The sequence below is a fragment of the Pseudomonas sp. TAE6080 genome, from assembly GCF_018732265.1.
GTDB lineage: Bacteria > Pseudomonadota > Gammaproteobacteria > Pseudomonadales > Pseudomonadaceae > Aquipseudomonas > Aquipseudomonas brenneri.
Map to the genome: position 1 here is coordinate 1 of NZ_JAHIDY010000005.1, position 15,901 is coordinate 15,901.

At 54.1% G+C, this 15,901-nt stretch carries 18 protein-coding genes; 14 read left to right on the forward strand and 4 right to left on the reverse strand.

All coding sequences use genetic code 11. The features are described 5' to 3' along the window. Positions 1 to 204: 204 nt before the first annotated feature. Positions 205 to 2,199 carry a peptidase U32 family protein gene (locus KL786_RS05635; protein ID WP_215516981.1) on the reverse strand — a complete coding sequence of 665 codons (1,995 nt, stop codon included), beginning with the start codon at positions 2,197 to 2,199 and terminating at the stop codon, positions 205 to 207. 94 nt (positions 2,200 to 2,293) lie between these two features. Next, positions 2,294 to 2,674, reverse strand: coding sequence for a RidA family protein (locus tag KL786_RS05640; RefSeq protein ID WP_215516982.1), 381 nt, complete (start codon positions 2,672 to 2,674; stop codon positions 2,294 to 2,296). Between the two features lie 158 nt (positions 2,675 to 2,832). On the opposite strand from KL786_RS05640, the gene KL786_RS05645 reads away from it, so the two are divergent. Then, complete coding sequence (locus tag KL786_RS05645) at positions 2,833 to 3,303, forward strand: VOC family protein (protein WP_215516983.1); 471 nt, start codon at positions 2,833 to 2,835, stop codon at positions 3,301 to 3,303. A gap of 46 nt (positions 3,304 to 3,349) precedes the next feature. Then, the gene (locus KL786_RS29925; protein WP_215516984.1) at positions 3,350 to 3,466 is read left to right on the forward strand and encodes an Atu1372/SO_1960 family protein; all 117 of its coding nucleotides are present in this window, start codon (positions 3,350 to 3,352) and stop codon (positions 3,464 to 3,466) included. Positions 3,467 to 3,476: 10 nt separating this feature from the next. Here the strand turns inward: KL786_RS29925 and KL786_RS05655 are convergent, their stop codons facing one another. Continuing rightward, positions 3,477 to 4,133, reverse strand: a complete 657-nt coding sequence (locus KL786_RS05655) for a TetR/AcrR family transcriptional regulator (protein ID WP_211365085.1) — start codon at positions 4,131 to 4,133, stop codon at positions 3,477 to 3,479. 151 nt (positions 4,134 to 4,284) lie between these two features. Between KL786_RS05655 and KL786_RS05660 the strand changes: the two genes are divergently transcribed. From KL786_RS05660 to KL786_RS05695, 8 genes are all read left to right on the forward strand, one after another. After that, complete coding sequence (locus KL786_RS05660) at positions 4,285 to 4,902, forward strand: dTMP kinase (protein ID WP_215516985.1); 618 nt, start codon at positions 4,285 to 4,287, stop codon at positions 4,900 to 4,902. A gap of 264 nt (positions 4,903 to 5,166) precedes the next feature. Beyond that, the gene (locus KL786_RS05665) at positions 5,167 to 6,984 is read left to right on the forward strand and encodes a TnsB C-terminal domain-containing protein (protein WP_024075432.1); all 1,818 of its coding nucleotides are present in this window, start codon (positions 5,167 to 5,169) and stop codon (positions 6,982 to 6,984) included. Further along, positions 6,981 to 7,841 (forward strand): TniB family NTP-binding protein, encoded by an 861-nt coding sequence (locus KL786_RS05670; protein ID WP_024075431.1) that lies wholly within the window; start codon positions 6,981 to 6,983, stop codon positions 7,839 to 7,841. Before KL786_RS05665 ends, KL786_RS05670 begins: the two co-directional genes overlap by 4 nt. Before the next feature lie 1,462 nt (positions 7,842 to 9,303). After that, entirely contained in the window at positions 9,304 to 9,462 is a 159-nt protein-coding gene (locus KL786_RS05675; RefSeq protein ID WP_023628987.1) for a TonB-dependent receptor, read from the forward strand. A 278-nt stretch (positions 9,463 to 9,740) separates the two neighbouring features. Continuing rightward, entirely contained in the window at positions 9,741 to 10,130 is a 390-nt protein-coding gene (locus tag KL786_RS05680; protein ID WP_090515957.1) for a PepSY domain-containing protein, read from the forward strand. Beyond that, on the forward strand, positions 10,117 to 10,257 hold the full coding sequence (locus KL786_RS05685; RefSeq protein ID WP_196448528.1) for a PepSY domain-containing protein: 141 nt from the start codon (positions 10,117 to 10,119) through the stop codon (positions 10,255 to 10,257). Before KL786_RS05680 ends, KL786_RS05685 begins: the two co-directional genes overlap by 14 nt. Before the next feature lie 11 nt (positions 10,258 to 10,268). Next, complete coding sequence (locus tag KL786_RS05690; RefSeq protein ID WP_196448527.1) at positions 10,269 to 11,099, forward strand: PepSY domain-containing protein; 831 nt, start codon at positions 10,269 to 10,271, stop codon at positions 11,097 to 11,099. Between the two features lie 96 nt (positions 11,100 to 11,195). Next, on the forward strand, positions 11,196 to 11,513 hold the full coding sequence (locus KL786_RS05695; RefSeq protein ID WP_024075430.1) for a DUF3325 family protein: 318 nt from the start codon (positions 11,196 to 11,198) through the stop codon (positions 11,511 to 11,513). A gap of 897 nt (positions 11,514 to 12,410) precedes the next feature. On the opposite strand, the gene KL786_RS05700 is transcribed toward KL786_RS05695, so the two are convergent. Continuing rightward, complete coding sequence (locus tag KL786_RS05700; protein WP_023628984.1) at positions 12,411 to 12,701, reverse strand: helix-turn-helix domain-containing protein; 291 nt, start codon at positions 12,699 to 12,701, stop codon at positions 12,411 to 12,413. A gap of 82 nt (positions 12,702 to 12,783) precedes the next feature. On the opposite strand from KL786_RS05700, the gene KL786_RS05705 reads away from it, so the two are divergent. The 4 genes from KL786_RS05705 (at position 12,784) to KL786_RS05720 (ending at position 15,774) form a co-directional block, all read left to right on the forward strand. Next, positions 12,784 to 13,221: a hypothetical protein gene (locus KL786_RS05705; protein ID WP_023628983.1), complete on the forward strand. Its 438-nt coding sequence runs from the start codon at positions 12,784 to 12,786 to the stop codon at positions 13,219 to 13,221. A gap of 401 nt (positions 13,222 to 13,622) precedes the next feature. Next, positions 13,623 to 13,823 carry a hypothetical protein gene (locus KL786_RS05710; RefSeq protein ID WP_370694611.1) on the forward strand — a complete coding sequence of 67 codons (201 nt, stop codon included), beginning with the start codon at positions 13,623 to 13,625 and terminating at the stop codon, positions 13,821 to 13,823. A gap of 240 nt (positions 13,824 to 14,063) precedes the next feature. Beyond that, positions 14,064 to 15,308 carry an ATP-binding protein gene (locus tag KL786_RS05715; RefSeq protein WP_023628980.1) on the forward strand — a complete coding sequence of 415 codons (1,245 nt, stop codon included), beginning with the start codon at positions 14,064 to 14,066 and terminating at the stop codon, positions 15,306 to 15,308. A gap of 232 nt (positions 15,309 to 15,540) precedes the next feature. Continuing rightward, a complete protein-coding gene (locus KL786_RS05720; protein WP_023048074.1) occupies positions 15,541 to 15,774 on the forward strand; it encodes a hypothetical protein in 234 nt (77 codons plus the stop codon). Positions 15,775 to 15,901: the final 127 nt, after the last annotated feature.

Here is a 15,901-nt window from a genome sequence, read left to right on the forward strand (position 1 = left end):
CCGGTAGCCCCGCTCTTTTTCAAGAGGGGTGTCAGATTAAGTCGAGACTTCTACACGTTAACAGACCCAACCTACATCAAGACCCTGTGTAGGTTCAGTGGTTTGGGTGGGGTTTTCTATACATTTTGCGCCGTGCCATTACAGACAATACGGTCGGAGTTATTGGTAGCGGGGCGCAAGCCTGGTTTAGCCTGCGCCCTTTTTTCAGTGGGTGCCGCGAGCAATAGTCTTCATTAGATCTTCAGCACTGATATGTCCGACCACCGGGCCACTGCCCGGTAACGGCAAGTCAAGGATATGCCCCTTGATCTTGCCCACCACATGCATTTCACAAGGCTTGCAGTCGAACTTCAACGTCAGCACTTCATCACCGTGAATCAGTTGCATCGGCGCGACCTTGGTCCGCACGCCGGTCACGCCCTTGGCCTGCTTGGGGCACAAGTTGAAGGAGAAGCGCAGGCAGTGCTTGGTGATCATCACCGGCACTTCACCGGTTTCTTCATGGGCCTCGTAGGCCGCGTCGATCAACTTCACGCCATGACGATGATAGAAATCGCGTGCCTTCTGGTTATAAACGTTGGCCAGGAAAGACAGGTGCGACTCCGGATACACCGGCGGCGGTGTGGTTTCGGCTTTGCGACCACCGCGAGGATGGGCCTCGACACGGGCCACCGTCAGCGCCTCGATCACGTCACGGCGCAGGGCCTTGAGTTGCGAGTTTGGAATGAAGTACGCCTGCGGTGCGTCCAGTTCAATCGCCGTGGCGTGATACTGGGTGGTGCCCAGTTGGCCAAGCAGATCACGCAAGGTGTCCAGCGCCTGCTCCGGCTTGTTGGCCACGCCGAACGGGCCGGGCAGGGTGGTGCTGGCACTCACGCCTTCTTCGCTGGTGGCGGTCAGTTGTAGTTGATCTTCACGCAGGCTGGCCTGCCAGGACACGCCAATCCGGCGCTCGGCCGACGTCTTGAGCAACGCTTGCTGCCAGTTATGGTCCAGGTTGCGATTGAGCGGGTGGTTCGCACGCAATTGGTGCAGGCCCGCCGGCATTTCATTGGGCTCGACGCGGTAGCGGTAGCGTTTCTCACCGTCTTCCTCGAATTCACCCTTGGGCTCGGCGATATTGGCCCGGAAACCCACGACTTCACGCTTGATCAGCACGTTGAGGCCATCGCCGTTGGACAGCGGCTCATGGGTGATCACCTGCAAGTCGCGCTTGCCGGCCTTTTCCACCACGCCTACCGGCAGGCCGGTAAAGGTCGGGGTGTCGAAGGCGCCGATATCGATCTTGCGATCACTGACAAAGTAGTCGGTGCTGCCACGGTGGAAGGTCTTTTCCGGGTCCGGCAGGAAGAAATGCGCGGTACGGCCGCTGGAAGCACGAGCGAGGTCCGGGCGGTCTTCGAGGATCTCGTCCAGGCGCTGGCGGTAATAGGCAGTGATGTTTTTCACATAACCCATGTCCTTGTAGCGGCCCTCGATCTTGAACGAGCGCACGCCAGCGTCTACCAGGGCGCGCAGGTTGGCGCTCTGGTTGTTGTCTTTCATCGACAGCAGGTGTTTTTCAAAGGCCACGACCCGGCCCTGGTCATCCTTGAGGGTGTAGGGCAGGCGGCAGGCCTGGGAGCAGTCGCCACGGTTGGCGCTACGGCCGTTCTGTGCATGGGAAATATTGCACTGGCCGGAAAACGCCACGCATAACGCGCCATGGATGAAGAACTCGATGGCGGCATCGGTCTCATCGGCAATCGCACGGATTTCCTGCAGGTTCAGCTCGCGGGCCAGTACCAGTTGGGAGAACCCGGCCTGATCGAGAAACTTGGCCCGGGCCAGGGTGCGGATATCAGTCTGGGTGCTGGCATGCAACTCGATGGGCGGGATATCCAGCTCCATCACCCCCAGGTCCTGGACGATCAGCGCATCGACGCCGGCATCGTATAACTGGTGGATCAGCTTGCGCGCCGGCTCCAGTTCGTCATCGTGCAGGATGGTGTTGATGGTGGTGAACACCCGGGCGTGGTAACGACGGGCGAACTCCACCAGTTGGGCGATCTCGCTCACGTCGTTGCAGGCGTTGTGGCGCGCACCGAAGCTTGGGCCGCCGATATACACGGCGTCGGCGCCGTGCAGGATAGCCTCGCGCGCGATGGCGACATCGCGGGCAGGGCTGAGCAATTCCAGATGATGCTTGGGCAAGGACATAGTTTTTTTAGTCAGGCTTGTCACGGTTGAGGTGCGCATTGTAGCCGTGATTCGCCTGACCGGCACCCGCTGGATGCCCGATAACGCGCCGGGCTCAGCCTTTGGCTGCCATCGCTGTGACTTCAACTCGCATGCCTTCGACCGCCAACGACGCCACGCCTACGGCCGCGCGGACTGGCCAGGGTTTGGCGAAGAAGCGTTTGTAGACCTCGTTGAATGCGGCGCGATCGGCCATGTCGGTGAGGTAGATCGTCAAGTGCATGACCCGGTCCATGGAGCTGCCGGCACGTTCAAGCGCGACCTTGAGGGCTTGCAGCGTGCACTCGCTTTGCACGGTGATATCGCCCAGTTCCAGGCTGCCGTCGGCCCGCACCGGGATTTGCGTGGAAACCAGAATGCCATTGAAGCCGATGACGTCTGAAGAAATCGAGTCTGGATCGAGGTCGGGAGTGAAGCTGAGGTCGTGGTTGGCCATGGGGAACCCTGGGTGGATTGAAGGGCGTGATAGTAAACGCTGTGCGCAAGTTATCGGTCGATAAATTATCGCTTGAAATAAATTATCGGATGATAAAATATGCAGCTGCGCCGTCCCGTAACGGCAATCCCATCGCTTGAAAAAGGCCAGCAGAAATCATGGGTGTACTCGCGCTCGACCATTTCACCATTCGCACCGAACAATGGGCCAAGACCGCCGAGTTTTTTGAGCGCGTCGTTGGCCTGGCCCCCGGCCCGCGTCCGGACTTTCGCTTTCCCGGCTGCTGGATGTATGCCGGTGGGCGTCCGCTCTTGCATATCGCCAGTATCGTGGGCGGCGACAAGGACCTACAGGCTTACCTCGGCGAGAAGAAGGGGGGCTACGGTTCAGGTGCGCTCGATCATGTGTCGTTGCGTTGCGAAGGGCTGGAGTCTGTCCAGATCCGCCTGCAATCGCTGGGCATTGCCTTTCGCGAGCGGGTTATCCCGCAGATTGGCGAGCACCAGTTGTTTCTCGAAGACCCCAACGGCATCACCATCGAGATGATTTTTGACTATGTGCCGGGGGCCCGGATTGTCGGCCAGGCCATGGCAAATCTAGCCATTGGGCCGGCGGCGGAAGGTCGCTGATGGTGGGGAATACCGCCAGGTTGAACTTATAAAAAACAGGAACAATGTGCTGGTCGAAGTCTTCGCTGAGCAAGCCCGGCATTCGCGCATGATCTGGACCAACCCGGTCATACCCATGGATGGCTTTTGTCTGGTCTATCTGTTTGCGGAAATAGACGTTTAGTGGCGTGTACTCACTGTGGGTCGCAATGCAGGGCACCATCAAGGAAGGCATTGACCCGCAGGGTAATCAGCTCGGTGAGGTTCTGCGCAACGGGCATCTGATACACCCACTTGCGCACCCCCAGGTAAAAGAAGCTGCTGTGAAAGCCCCACAGCACTTCGATCTCAAGGCTCAGCGCCGGCCCATCCAGCGCGGTGGTCTGTTGCCTCTGATGGCGCAACTCTTCAATGATTGTCAGGAACACCGTCTCGTGCAATTGCTTGAGATAGCGCTGGTTCAACTCCGGGTCCTGCAGGCCGGCATACAGAAAGATCCGGACCCATTCATTGCTCAGTATCGTGCGGGTGTAGCCGATAAAGTAATCAATCAGCCGCTCCCTTAAAGGACGCGTACGGTCCTTGAGCTGCTGCTCCAGTTCCGGGTCCCAGCGATTCATGAACACCTGCTGGTAGACCTGCTCGATCAATAATTGCTTGCTGGGAAAGTAGCGGTAGAGCAGGGGCTGGGTCACTTGCAACCCTTTGGCCAGCTCCCGGGTGGTCAGCGCAAAGCCTTTCTGAGCGAAGAGGGTAATTGCCCGCTCGACAATTTGCTGCTGACGATCGGCAGCCGTGAGATTTTTTCGGCTGGGTGTGGTCGCCTTGTTGCTAACGCTGATTTTTGCCATTGTCGACCTATGCAGTGCCACATCTAGAAAGCGTGACAGAATCATACGCGTTGCAGCCATCACCGTGGGCCCGTATCGCGGCCGTCATTCACACCTTAGCGGCGCGAACATGGCCAACTCAAAAAACCGTTTATCAATCGTCATGTGAATAATGAATCGTCCACTGTTTGTTTCTCTAGATGGGCCCAAGGGAACCGGTAAAACCACACTGTTGGAGGCCGTGACGAAACTGCTGAGGGCAGACAACAACACGGTGATCCGGCTTTGTGAGAAAAAAAGCGATCCTTATAGGGGGGAAACAATGACCCTCGTTAACAAACTCGTCAGAAATCCCACCCGGGATCTGGAGTTGAGGGTTTGTGAGCGCCTTGCTGATAGCCGCGCCTGGATTTCCCAGCACGTACTGACTAAACAGCCACCAGGCAGCATCATCCTGATCGATCGCTGGTACCCATCTGATGCCGCGTTTCGCCGGACCATCCCGTTTGCAGAGATTCTACAGTTGAACCTTGAGCGAAACGTGCGAGTGCCAGACCTGCATGTCGGGGTTGTCACCGCCCCTGACATTTCATGGGCGAGGGCCGCGGCACGACGGCGTGGGCTGAGCAGTACTGTGATCCATAAGCTGGAAGAACATGTCGCTTGTACCAATGGGTTCGAGCGAGCGGTGACAGATCACGGCTGGGTTTTATGCCGTAATGAAGGAACGATCGAAGACGCAACGATGCAGGTGATTTCTGAGATCTATAAAGTCCTTCGTGCCCGATAGCCGTCCTAGCTGGACCGAAGAGGTGATTTGTCACCACTGTGATGCCCGATCAAAAAAAAGAATATCATTTATCTCTAATAATCAATCACATACCTTGATTAACTTTTAAAAAATAGACTGACGCGGCAGAAAAGCTAGCAATAGTCTATTTTTTGAACGTGACGTCGTATCGTGTTCGGCAGCCAATTTCGATCGTTGATAGAGACTGATGTAAGTCGCCGCTCGGCAGACTTCGCCTAGATTAGCGTTGTGGAGAGTACATCCATGGCAAATCAGCTAACCCCTGGGGAACTCATTGTCGCCAAGGGAAAAGTTGCGAAAGTCAAACAGGTATTTAGTGACAAAACGATAAGGGTAACAATTGTCGACTCTGGTGAAGTAATACTGGTGTCGGCGCGCGACATTCAGCGAATCCCTAGTGTTACGGCAATTAATGGTAGTGATCATGGGGAGGGTTTGAATGTCAATGATTACACCGTTGATCAACTTTCATTGGCAGCTGAGCGTTTTGAAATTATCAGAAAGTGGAAGGTTGAGGGAGGGGTAGTCACTAAGTACTGTTCTTTACTGGGTGTATCAAAGAGTTACTTCTATCGTTTGGCTAAAATTTTTGACGCTGACGTAGGCCCACTATCTTTAATTGCGCAGACACGGGGTGTCAAGAAAGGCGTTACGAGACTGGATGAGTCGGTTGAGGTCATAATTTTCAAGGCTGCTAAAAAATTCAAGTCGAAAGGAGCCAGCTACAGCAAAGTGTGGAGCGAGGTGGATGTTGCATGTAAGGAGCAAGGTTTTTCATGCCCTTCCAAAGATACGGTATTGAGGCGTGTACGCTTAATCCTCTCAGAAAAAACAAGAATGAGAATTAAAGAAGGTCCTGATGCCGCGACGCAAGAATTTTCAGCTCGCCCGGGTAAAAAAAATCTTGAAAGGCCGCTGCAATGGGTACAGATGGATCACACCCTCGTCGATATAATTCTGTTGGCTGATGATCGCATAAATATTATTGGACGCCCGTGGCTGACAATTGTAATTGATGTCTATACCAGGGTTATTCTTGGTTACTATCTTAGCCTTTACGTCCCGTCTACTGTTTCAGTGGCTTGCGCTCTTAGTCATTCTGTCCTTCCTAAAGTAAACTTTTCGGCAAGTGTTGGCTTGGATCCAGAAGACTACCCCTACTATGGAAAGCCTGAAGTCCTTCATATGGACAATGCCGCAGAGTTCACCAGCCCAAAATTTAAAGTAGGGTGTGAATCTTTTGGGATTTCCCCCGAATACCGACCTGTAGGAAGAAAACATTTTGGCGGTCATGTTGAACGGCTGATAGGCACGTTCATGACTACTAAGGTGCATTTCTTGCCGGGGACTACAATGTCAAATTCTGTTGCGCGCAGAGGACTTAACAGCGAAAGAAATGCAACCATGACCTTCTCTGATTTTTTTCGCTGGTTCTCTCGCGAAGTAGTTGTCTATCACTCAACAGTTCATAGCGCATTAAAGTGTAGCCCGCGACAAGCGTGGACAAACTATTTCGCGCCCAACGGAGGGCTTCCTTACCCCCCGGCAGGCTTGAATTCCGAGCAATTAAAGATTTGGTTCATGCCTCAAGAAGACCGAAAAATTAATCCTGGTGGCATTAATTTGCATGGCCAAGTTTATTGGGATCCTATATTGGGGTCTCATGTGGGGACTAGAAATGTCATAGTCAAATATGACCCGTACGATATGAATGTTGTATGGGTGAAATTGGATGGCCAATTTTGCCCAATACACCTGTCTGACGTAACCGTTGAGGCTCCTACCTATGAGGAATATCGTGCCGGCAAGCTCTATCGTCACCCAGTCCGCATCGGAGCCATAGATAGTGATGGCGGGTTAAAAGCCTACAGAGGGAAGCAAAAAATTGAAGAGGAAAGTAAAAAGTTAACGCAGAAGGAAAGACGCCGAGAGGCCGCTGAAAAAGTCTATACTGAGGCAAATCCAAATCCTAGAAGTAGTAGCTTTAACGCTGACAGGGAACATATCAAGCCAAATTATTCAGCCTCTCCAAAAAAATTTCGACCTGGGGATGAGTCATGAGTGATGAGCACGTCCGGTCGGACATCAGAAAATATTTGTCTTCTAATATTGATACGCGAATAGCCTTAATTCATCAAGAAATATGGGTGAACAATAACTCTAGTGCAGCTGTTTTTCGCATGATGAATAATATCGCGGATGTACCAGATCGTATGAGTGCGCCTGCTTTGCTTGTGGTTGGCCCAGGTGGCTCTGGAAAGACGGCTATAATATCTAAGATTCCAAACCATGTAAAAAGGAGTGCAGGGTTGATTTTTGTCTCCTTGGCTGCATCCCCAGAAATAGATACCAAAAAAAGCCTTAAAGATGAGATAGCTTTAGCGCTCGGAATACCAGTTGGCTCTGGCTCAAGTCGCCGAAGTAGCTCTGACCTGCCAAGCGAGATTAGAGAGGTTATTAGGCTGAGGCAAATTTGGGGGCTGGTGATCGACGAGTTTCATGATGCACTGCTACGCTCGAAGCAAGAGCAGCGTTTTAACATGTCTATTCTTAAAAAGCTGCTCGGCCCTGAATATGGATTGAAACTATTTTGCTTTGGCACTGCTAGTGCGCGCAACGCACTTAAATCCAATTATGAATTTAAGAGACGTTTTCACGAAGTTGCTCTTGATGACTGGATAGAGAGTGAGGAGTTCAGGTCATTCCTCTTGGAGGTAGAGGAGTCCCTACCGCTAAAACAGCCATCACATTTGTACTCTGAGGAGATGGTAGGCACTATTTTATCTATGTCGAATGGGCGCATGGACAAAACACTCGAATTGATAAGGGCGGCTGCCTGTTATGCCATAAAAATGGGGGGGGAGAAGGTGGATGTTGATATGCTGCGGCGAGCAAACAAGAATCCTTGGGGCTATTAGTAGTGAGTTTCTCTGGCTTGCCAACACCAAGTTCTGAAGAAACACTTTCATCTTGGTTGTTTCGATGCAGCATTAATCCAAACGCCGCTGGCTTCCCTCGATTATCATCAACAGAACGCCCAGCGTATTGGTGGGAGGGTGTGGAGATCAAATATTCGGACCCAGACTCAGAATTCTTATCCGCCAGCCAGCGATTAAGTTGTGTAGCCGGGGACATTACCCCTGAACTATTACGAAATTTTTTTTGCCTTCGAGGCGATAAATTAGTCGAATGGAGGTATCGCCGTTTTTTTTGCCCTGATTGCTTACGCGATGATGTGGCGAATGGTCGTTTGCCTATATGGCGGAAGGACTGGTGTTACATTTATTCTTGTGTCTGCGCTGCCCATGATCGAGAGTTGGTGAGACTAGTTGATACACCGCGTTACTCAAGGGCATGGGATGCGTTTGTCCAAAGCTGCAATTCGATATCAAACAATGCCTCCATAGAGGAAACTCTATTCTTTCGTTTTTGCTCAAGTACCTTCACAAAGATTGAGCATGCTCTGATCAGTAGAGACAATCAACAACCTACATTGCACGATTTATTTTATAGGCTATTCAATATTTTCCTTCAATGTCCCTTTCGTGGTAGTAGAGGCGGAATCGCTAGAATCCACTTGCAAACGAGGAAAGATGCACGAGCACCCGACGCAAGCTCTTTTGAGCAGAGTATATTATTGGGGGCGTCCACGGCCGATCCATCAAGTAGATTTGGTAGTTTGGTCTTAACCGCATCACTACTGGAGATTATCCCCTACTCAAGGTTTTTGATATTTACTAAACTGTGTGAGAAAAGAAGGGGCGGGATGCTGATCCCAAGAGACCTGCATAAGGCAGCGATTTTTCCATATATCAACAGGGCAGGCTATGAAACCTTGTACCGTTTTTTAGGGGGTTTCCCTAGGAAAGATTTTCCGTTGCTAGATCGCCATCTTCAACTTCAAGAACATTCGTATGTTCAAGATGGTGTCCTTGGCAAGCGTCTATTCGGATACTCACAATGAGCTATTAAATGCGCATGCCTATCGTTGCCGGCTGGCTGCAAGGAGAAAAACTCCACATGCTAGATGCACGCAGGGCTTTTAACATTTAATTTCCTGCTAGTTAATGTAAGGATTATGCCGAGATTAAGGAAAATCAGGACATAAGACCTGTATATTATTGATATAAAGCAGTTTATATATTTGCGCCTTGCCCCTCCTGCGTCATACCTGCGAGCGTCTATGCTGATCTTTTTGCATGCTTGGGTGCTAAGCGATGGCTGCTTTGGAGAGAACGGCATACCCACGACTCCGCAGCTATTCGTTTCCTCAGAAGAGCTTGGCTGGATTTCCAGAACAGCGCAATCCTGCTCTTTCGCTTGGGCTGACGGTTCAGTTCAAGGTATTTCAATGACACCGGCGAGAGCGAGGCGACGACCTTGTTTGATGCAGCCTTCAATTACCAGATTGCCAAGGACACGGATCTGGCGGTCAATGTCAGTAATCTTTTGGATGAGCAGCATGTCGTGGGCTCCGGAACTGCGGATTACTACAATCCGGGCCGAGAACTCACCGCCAAGCTGAGCTACAGCTGGTGAGCCTGTCAGTAATGGCTCCTGTTGTGGTGGTATCTCGTGTTCTGGCCGCGATCTTCGGCTGCTATGCATTCGTCTAGGGCGTGGCGGCGCTGAATGGGGTTGGGGTCGATTACCATGCCGCCGAGCAGGCGATGATGATGCTGGCCTTCGTCCTGTATCTCGCGCTGTTTCCGCAGCCAGTCTGTGGCGGGTCTCGATGGTACTGGCGCTCGGCAGCGTCTTGATGCTGGCTGTTGCCTGGCAGCTGCAGCGCATGATCATCGGATAGGAGCAGAGCCATGCTGAACAACTTTCGCCAATCCATGGCCTGGGTACACACCTGGTTCGGTTTGGTGCTGGGCTTCGTGCTGATGGTCGTCTTCTTTTTCGGTGCACTGTCGGTGTTCGACCGCGAGATCGATCGTTGGGCGATCCCCGATACGCGCTTCGAGCCGCAGCCTATGCCGTCCTACAACAACCTGCTGAAACAGGTATTTGCCGATCTCAAACCGCATCCGGTGGATATGGCGGCAACCAAAGGGCGGGTAATCGGCGACCTGCCGGCGCCGGAAACCATGCCCATGGTCTCGCTCTATGCCTACACCACCCACCGAGATCCCGTGCTGAGCATTGGTGGCGAGTTTGGTATCCCCAACCAGCCAAAGGACCCAGCGGATGATCAATCGTAAGATCTTCAAGGAGTTTTTCACCTTCCGTCCGCGCAAGCGGACCCAGCGCAGCGCGCTGGACCTGCATAACATGACTGGCGTGGTGGCGTTGCCGTTCCACTTCTTTTTTGCCTTCACCGGTTGGTGATCTTCGCGTCGATGTACTACTTCCCGGTCTCCGGGACCTTGCTCAAACCGCTGCATAATCGGCATGAGGTGATCGAGGCGGCGCATACCGGCTTGCCCCATGATGAGGCCGGTGTGCCCGCGAAGATGGCCTCCGCCAATGCCATGGTGGCCGAGGCCAAGCGCATCTGGGCTACGCGCGATATGCCGGGAGAGGTCGGGCTGCTGACTATCGAGCATCTAAATGACGCCAACGGCTACGTCAGCATCTACCGCGCCGGCAGTGATCGTGTGGCGCTGGTCGGGGAGGGCATTCACTTCAAGGCCAGTACCGGCGAGCTACTGCGCAACGACCCGCCGAGTGACCCGGTTGGTTCCGTCAATCAATTTCTCACCGGCTTGCACCTGCAGCACTTCGAACACTGGGCGCTGCGCTGGCTGTACGTGGCGGGCGGTCTGCTCGGCTGTGTGTGCATCGCCAGCGGTTTTGTGTTCTTCGTCGAGATACGCAAGCAGGAGCACGCCCGACTCGGGCTGCAGGGCTGTCGGTTGGTTGACGCCATGGCAGTCACCACGGTTACCGGCATGCTGCTGGCAGCGGTCGCCATGCTGGCGGCCAACCGGCTGCTGCCTGAGCCCATGCCTGGCCGTGGCGAATGGGAAAAGTGGGTGTTCTGGGGTGCCTGGCTGCTGAGTTTGCTGCATGCGCTGTTGCGTAGTGCACCAGTGGCCCAGGCGCGGCACAATCCGGCCTGGCGCTGCTCTGCGTCGCTGCGGTGCTGCTCAACTGGATCACCACGGGGGACCACCTGGTCAAAAGGATGCTGCTTGAACCCTACTGGGCCGTGGCCGGCGTCGATCTGAGCCTGTTGGCCTGCGCGCTGATAGCGCTACTCACCGCGCGTCGTCTGGCAAGGCCGGTTGAGGTCGCGGACCGGACTCGCATCGGTGGGGTGGCCTATGAGTAATGCAGGTCTGTGGTTGCTGGGTGCCGCCGCCAGCATGGGCTTGGCGACCAGTTGGTTGGCGTTGTCCCTGCCGGCGCACTGGCGCCAGGTGTTCAGCGCCGACGAGGTTGCGCCGGACTATCTACGCAGCCTGGGCTGGCTGGCGCTGATGGTATCGGCTGTGTGCTGCTTCAAGGCTGACCATCCGTCGATGGCGGTGCTGGTCTGGCTCACCCTGTTGCCGGTCGCCGCCGTAGCAACGGCCATAACGCTGAGCTACCGGCTGGGGCTGCTGCGCCTGTTTTGCCCGTTATTTCTGCGCACTCGATAAGAGTGCGCGGCTTCTGTATCTGCAACATTGTGGTTGATCCGATCGTACTGCTCACCTCAAACCGGGCGAGCTTGTTCACACTGGATACGCCGACCATCCCATGTCACCTCGTTGTGGGATGCTTGCAGGATCGAGCGACGCGAACTCTTACCAACGTATTTGCGCTCTAGCGTCGGCAACAGTTGGCTGACCTCGGTTCGTTTCCGGCTAACACCCGCCCCCAACGTTTAAAGGCGCTAGACGCGATGCAGGTCGAGCCGAACGACATTCTGGCAGGAACTGTGTTGAAGTCGCAATCCGGGTTGTACCGTCCGCTTCTGGCCGTTTGCGGAAGCTAGAGGTATTTAGCCCGACAGTAGGATCACTGTTACGGTGAAAAGTGTTCGTAGGCGTCAGAGCGTCCCTTGGGCAGATCTGCCTGCTGGAGCACCCGCCGCAATCGGGAAAGAATGTTCCGTTCAATACCCTGTTCCCTGCGGCAAAATGGCCGACATCACACCTTACCATTCAGAACGGCGGTACCGAACACTTCCCATATCAAGAGCAGATGGTCGGCGTGTCGCTATCTCAGGCGCCCTCGAAGGGTTAGACATCGCATGTGCACAGGCCCTCCGGAACAGCATGGAACGCCTGCCGAAGGTCCCTTGGGGAGTAGCCTTGCCGGATCAGTGGAGGCGTGACTCTTCAAGGCTTGCGTCACGCTAAGCACGTGTCATCGATGTTTGTTGCGATGGGCGAGGTCTATCACTCGAATTCATGCAGTGGCTATTCGCGACTGAATTCATGCTCGCTGTTGATTGCGAGCAAGAAAGCCCGCGCGCCGGGCAGCAGAGCAACTGGCGACGTTGCGATCAAATGCTTTTTGGGATCGGTTGCCGATTCGATTCCATGTCGAACCTACTCAAGTCTCAGGCAACCCTTCAAGCTCGTGATTTCTCGATGGATTTTTTTCAGTAAGTCTTCGGGTTTTAGTTCGGGTGTTTGCCTTTGATAAGCCAGGAACAGAAGCGTTAGGGGATGAATGCCAATGATCTCAGCAATCTGCTCAACCTTTTCAATCGATGGTTTCCATTTGCCGCGCTCGATCGCACTGATATAGCTCTGACTAGGCCCAAGCCCTTCCTGAGGCATATCCTTCGAAATACGTAGATTCCTGATCACCAAACCAAGCGCTTCATTCAGTTCCATTTGCTGTCTCGCAAAAGGAACGATGAAGCCTTTTTAGTGCTTCTGGAGCTATGCTATATACAGCTTAAAAGAGGGTGTGCTGATGTTTATTACGTACAAGCGCGCTGAAATCATGTATCCAGCGCTGTTTGGAGACGACTCCCAGATGTGGCGATTCGTCGAGCTCGATGATCATCGCCCTTGGTTTTACGTGATGATTAACCGCCGCCAGAAGGCAGCCGCATGGAGGACGATGCTCTTGATTCCAACGGAGGATGAGTTCGAGCAGATGCTAGTGAAACGCGCTGAAGGAACACTGATTGAGGCAGTTCAGGTGGTGTTGCCATCGCGGCTGAATGGATCCGGTAATTGGACGATGGAGATGCTCATAGAGCTCGTTAGGGTCTATGATCAGGACGAGCGAGTCATGGGTTACGACTTTAAGACGGCCTCGGGCCATACCTACTCTCAAAGAGACTGCCGCCACACCTTGGCTGCAGCAAAGCAACAAATTTACTGCTCTTCGATGCGTCTTGTTTGAAGGAGGGGTCGCTGACTGGAGCAAGCCTTGAAGGAGTGCTAAAGACGCCCACGTCAGCGCCATGGCATCAGTGGCGCGCATCGCGCACATGCAATTTGCTAGTTCGTCCAGAACGGATAGCTTGGATCGTCTGTCGCCGATCAGCACTGCCCCAAGTGCGGTCTTATCTGCGCCGCAAATGCTGCACAAAATGGCGTCCGCCATTAACTCGATCTGCCGACCGTACAACAGGCCATGCCGAAAGGTACGCATGGCGAGATAGGGCGGGATCCGGGCTCATTGTGGTCCGCCTGTGCCAGGCGTTGGCGACGCCTGACCGTACAGGCGGTTACCGGAGTGATGCTGGCGGGTCGCAGGCTCGCTGCAGCAAGCTGATTCACTGGACCCAAAGGAGCCTCTCAATGAAAATCACAGCGGCGGAACAGTTCGAATGCGTCAGTGACGTCCTTTGTGATGTTTGCGGCGATAGTACGCGTGTTGAAGGATATGGGTTGCAATTTGGGACCCTTCAGGGCAGTTGGGGATTCGGCTCGGTTCATGATGGTGAGCGTTATGAGGTCCATCTCTGCGAACCCTTTTTTTCAGAACAATGGCCGACCTGAAGAGCGCGCGGATGGTGAATACCATGTTCATCGACGTCGACGAAGACTTAGGCAATTTCGGACGGGTCGCTCGCGATGATTTTTTTCAATGACGGAGGCAGCTTGGCTTGATAGGTAACTCCAGCTGGACCAACATTTGCCGAGTCTCGGGTATGCAGGTGATGGCGGGGTGAAAAGCTTGGATTTAGCTGTTTATCGGCCCATTCCCGCTGTTCGCTATTCCTATTAACGCGGGTGCATATGGACCCCGTCTGCAATCCGTACTCCCCTGGCGCTGGTACGCCTCCACCTGAGCTGGCAGGTCGCGATCAACTGCGCGAGCGGGTCCGTCAGTCGATCGGGGGAATTCGCGTGGGCCGACCTGCCAAAAGCGTAATCCTGGTTGGGGTGCGGGGTGTCGGCAAAACAGTACTGTTGAACCAGATGCTGCGAGATGCCGAAGCCTCGGGCAATCTCGCCGTCTACGTTGAGTCATCCGAGTATCGCTCTCTGCCAGCGATACTCGCGCCACAGCTCCGTCTCGCCTTGCTGCGGCTGAGCTGTATCGTACCTGCCAAGAACGCAGCGATAACTGGACTGCGAGCCTTAGCCGGTTTTGCCAAGGCTTTGGAGCCGAAGTTCAGCGATCTCAAGGTCGGTATTGACTACGAAGCCGAGGCAGCTCTGGCGGGCAAAGGTGATCTCGAGGAGGAATTTACAACCCTGCTGACTAAACTCGGTGAAGCCGCCAAAGCAGCTCACACCGTCCTTGTTATTTTCGTGGATGAGCTGCAAAACGTAGCAGAAGAACAGCTCGCCGCGCTTATCGCAGCGCTGCATCGCGTCTCGCGATTGATCTTGCCGGTTGCCCTCGTCGGTGCAGGCCTCCCACAACTCCGACACCCTGCTGGACATGTGAAAAACCACGCGAAGCGCCTCTTCGACTACCTAGAGGTCGGTTCGCTGGAGCCACACCAGACGCGTCTGGCCTTTGTAAAACCAGCGGAGGCCGAGGGCGTGACTGTAGACTCAGAAGCGGCCGACATGGTTGCTCACCTCACACGCGGCTACCCTTATTTCATTCAAGAGTGGGGCAGTCATGTCTGGGACGCAGGGCAGAATAACCACATCACGCTTGCAGACGTCCAGAAGGCGTCCGGGCACGTTATTGCTGCTCTGGACGAAGGTTTTTTTAGGGTAAGACTCGACCGAATGACCGTGGCAGAACACATTTATTTGCGCGCCATGGCTTCGCTTGGGGAGGGGCCTCATCGTTCGGGCGACATTGCGGCATCCCTGGGCCGTACAAGCCGATCTCTCACCTCAATTCGCAACTCCCTGATTAGCAAAGGGATGATCTGGTCGCCGCCCCACAACGGCGCCGCTTTTACCGCGCCGCTGTTCGATCTGTACATGTGCCGGATCATGCCCGGTGACAGCTGGCGGTCTAGCCTTCCAAGGGCTGACGGCATTTTTTGTCCACCTGAAGAGGGCTCAGATGCTTAGAAGCGAATGCACTCATCTTGCTACGGCTACGATGGTTTGTTCACATCAAGGCTGCTGTCACATCGACTCGAATTTGCACGTACGCTGTGGAGTGCTGAGCGGCTAAGTCGAGGCTTCACTGTGTGCGTCAAAAATGGGATCGACTTACCTGTGATCGGGGCGTAGGGTCGCTCATGGATATCTTTTCTACGGGCAGCATCGACATCAGGCTGGCAGGAGCAGAGAACAGAGCATGAGCGAACTCAGTGATGATGAAATAGACCGACTAGAGGCAATGATTCCTAAGCTGGCCGCCGTCGCCACTAATGCTGCGTATCTGCGTGCGGTTGCCGCAGGGCATTCACTGATAATGGCGAAGGATGGCGTGCTCGTACAAATTCATCCTGACGGTTCGGAAAAAAAGCTTCGCGACTTGTGCAGCAAGCACAGGGTCGAGTCTGGTAAGACTTTCAGTGTGGGTATTTGAAGCGCACCTGCCGACCAGGCGTATTCATAAGGCGAGCGCAGGCCACAGCGACTGGTAAGCACTTGACTATCTTGCCCCTGCGACGGAGCCTTCGCTGTCTAGCGCAGGGCCGCCAGCTGTTTGCTTA

Excerpts from the sequence above, each read along its gene's own strand:
- KL786_RS05685 (WP_196448528.1), top strand. The coding sequence starts at position 10,117 with ATGATCAATCGTAAGATCTTCAAGGAGTTTTTCACCTTCCGTCCGCGC.
- KL786_RS05715 (WP_023628980.1), top strand. The coding sequence starts at position 14,064 with ATGGACCCCGTCTGCAATCCGTACTCCCCTGGCGCTGGTACGCCTCCA.
- KL786_RS05635 (WP_215516981.1), bottom strand. The coding sequence starts at position 2,199 with ATGTCCTTGCCCAAGCATCATCTGGAATTGCTCAGCCCTGCCCGCGAT.
- KL786_RS05710 (WP_370694611.1), top strand. The coding sequence starts at position 13,623 with ATGAAAATCACAGCGGCGGAACAGTTCGAATGCGTCAGTGACGTCCTT.
- KL786_RS05695 (WP_024075430.1), top strand. The coding sequence starts at position 11,196 with ATGAGTAATGCAGGTCTGTGGTTGCTGGGTGCCGCCGCCAGCATGGGC.
- KL786_RS05655 (WP_211365085.1), bottom strand. The coding sequence starts at position 4,133 with ATGGCAAAAATCAGCGTTAGCAACAAGGCGACCACACCCAGCCGAAAA.
- KL786_RS05700 (WP_023628984.1), bottom strand. The coding sequence starts at position 12,701 with ATGGAACTGAATGAAGCGCTTGGTTTGGTGATCAGGAATCTACGTATT.
- KL786_RS05660 (WP_215516985.1), top strand. The coding sequence starts at position 4,285 with ATGAATCGTCCACTGTTTGTTTCTCTAGATGGGCCCAAGGGAACCGGT.
- KL786_RS05690 (WP_196448527.1), top strand. The coding sequence starts at position 10,269 with ATGTACTACTTCCCGGTCTCCGGGACCTTGCTCAAACCGCTGCATAAT.
- KL786_RS05640 (WP_215516982.1), bottom strand. The coding sequence starts at position 2,674 with ATGGCCAACCACGACCTCAGCTTCACTCCCGACCTCGATCCAGACTCG.
- KL786_RS05680 (WP_090515957.1), top strand. The coding sequence starts at position 9,741 with ATGCTGAACAACTTTCGCCAATCCATGGCCTGGGTACACACCTGGTTC.
- KL786_RS05645 (WP_215516983.1), top strand. The coding sequence starts at position 2,833 with ATGGGTGTACTCGCGCTCGACCATTTCACCATTCGCACCGAACAATGG.
- KL786_RS05670 (WP_024075431.1), top strand. The coding sequence starts at position 6,981 with ATGAGTGATGAGCACGTCCGGTCGGACATCAGAAAATATTTGTCTTCT.
- KL786_RS05665 (WP_024075432.1), top strand. The coding sequence starts at position 5,167 with ATGGCAAATCAGCTAACCCCTGGGGAACTCATTGTCGCCAAGGGAAAA.
- KL786_RS05705 (WP_023628983.1), top strand. The coding sequence starts at position 12,784 with ATGTTTATTACGTACAAGCGCGCTGAAATCATGTATCCAGCGCTGTTT.
- KL786_RS05720 (WP_023048074.1), top strand. The coding sequence starts at position 15,541 with ATGAGCGAACTCAGTGATGATGAAATAGACCGACTAGAGGCAATGATT.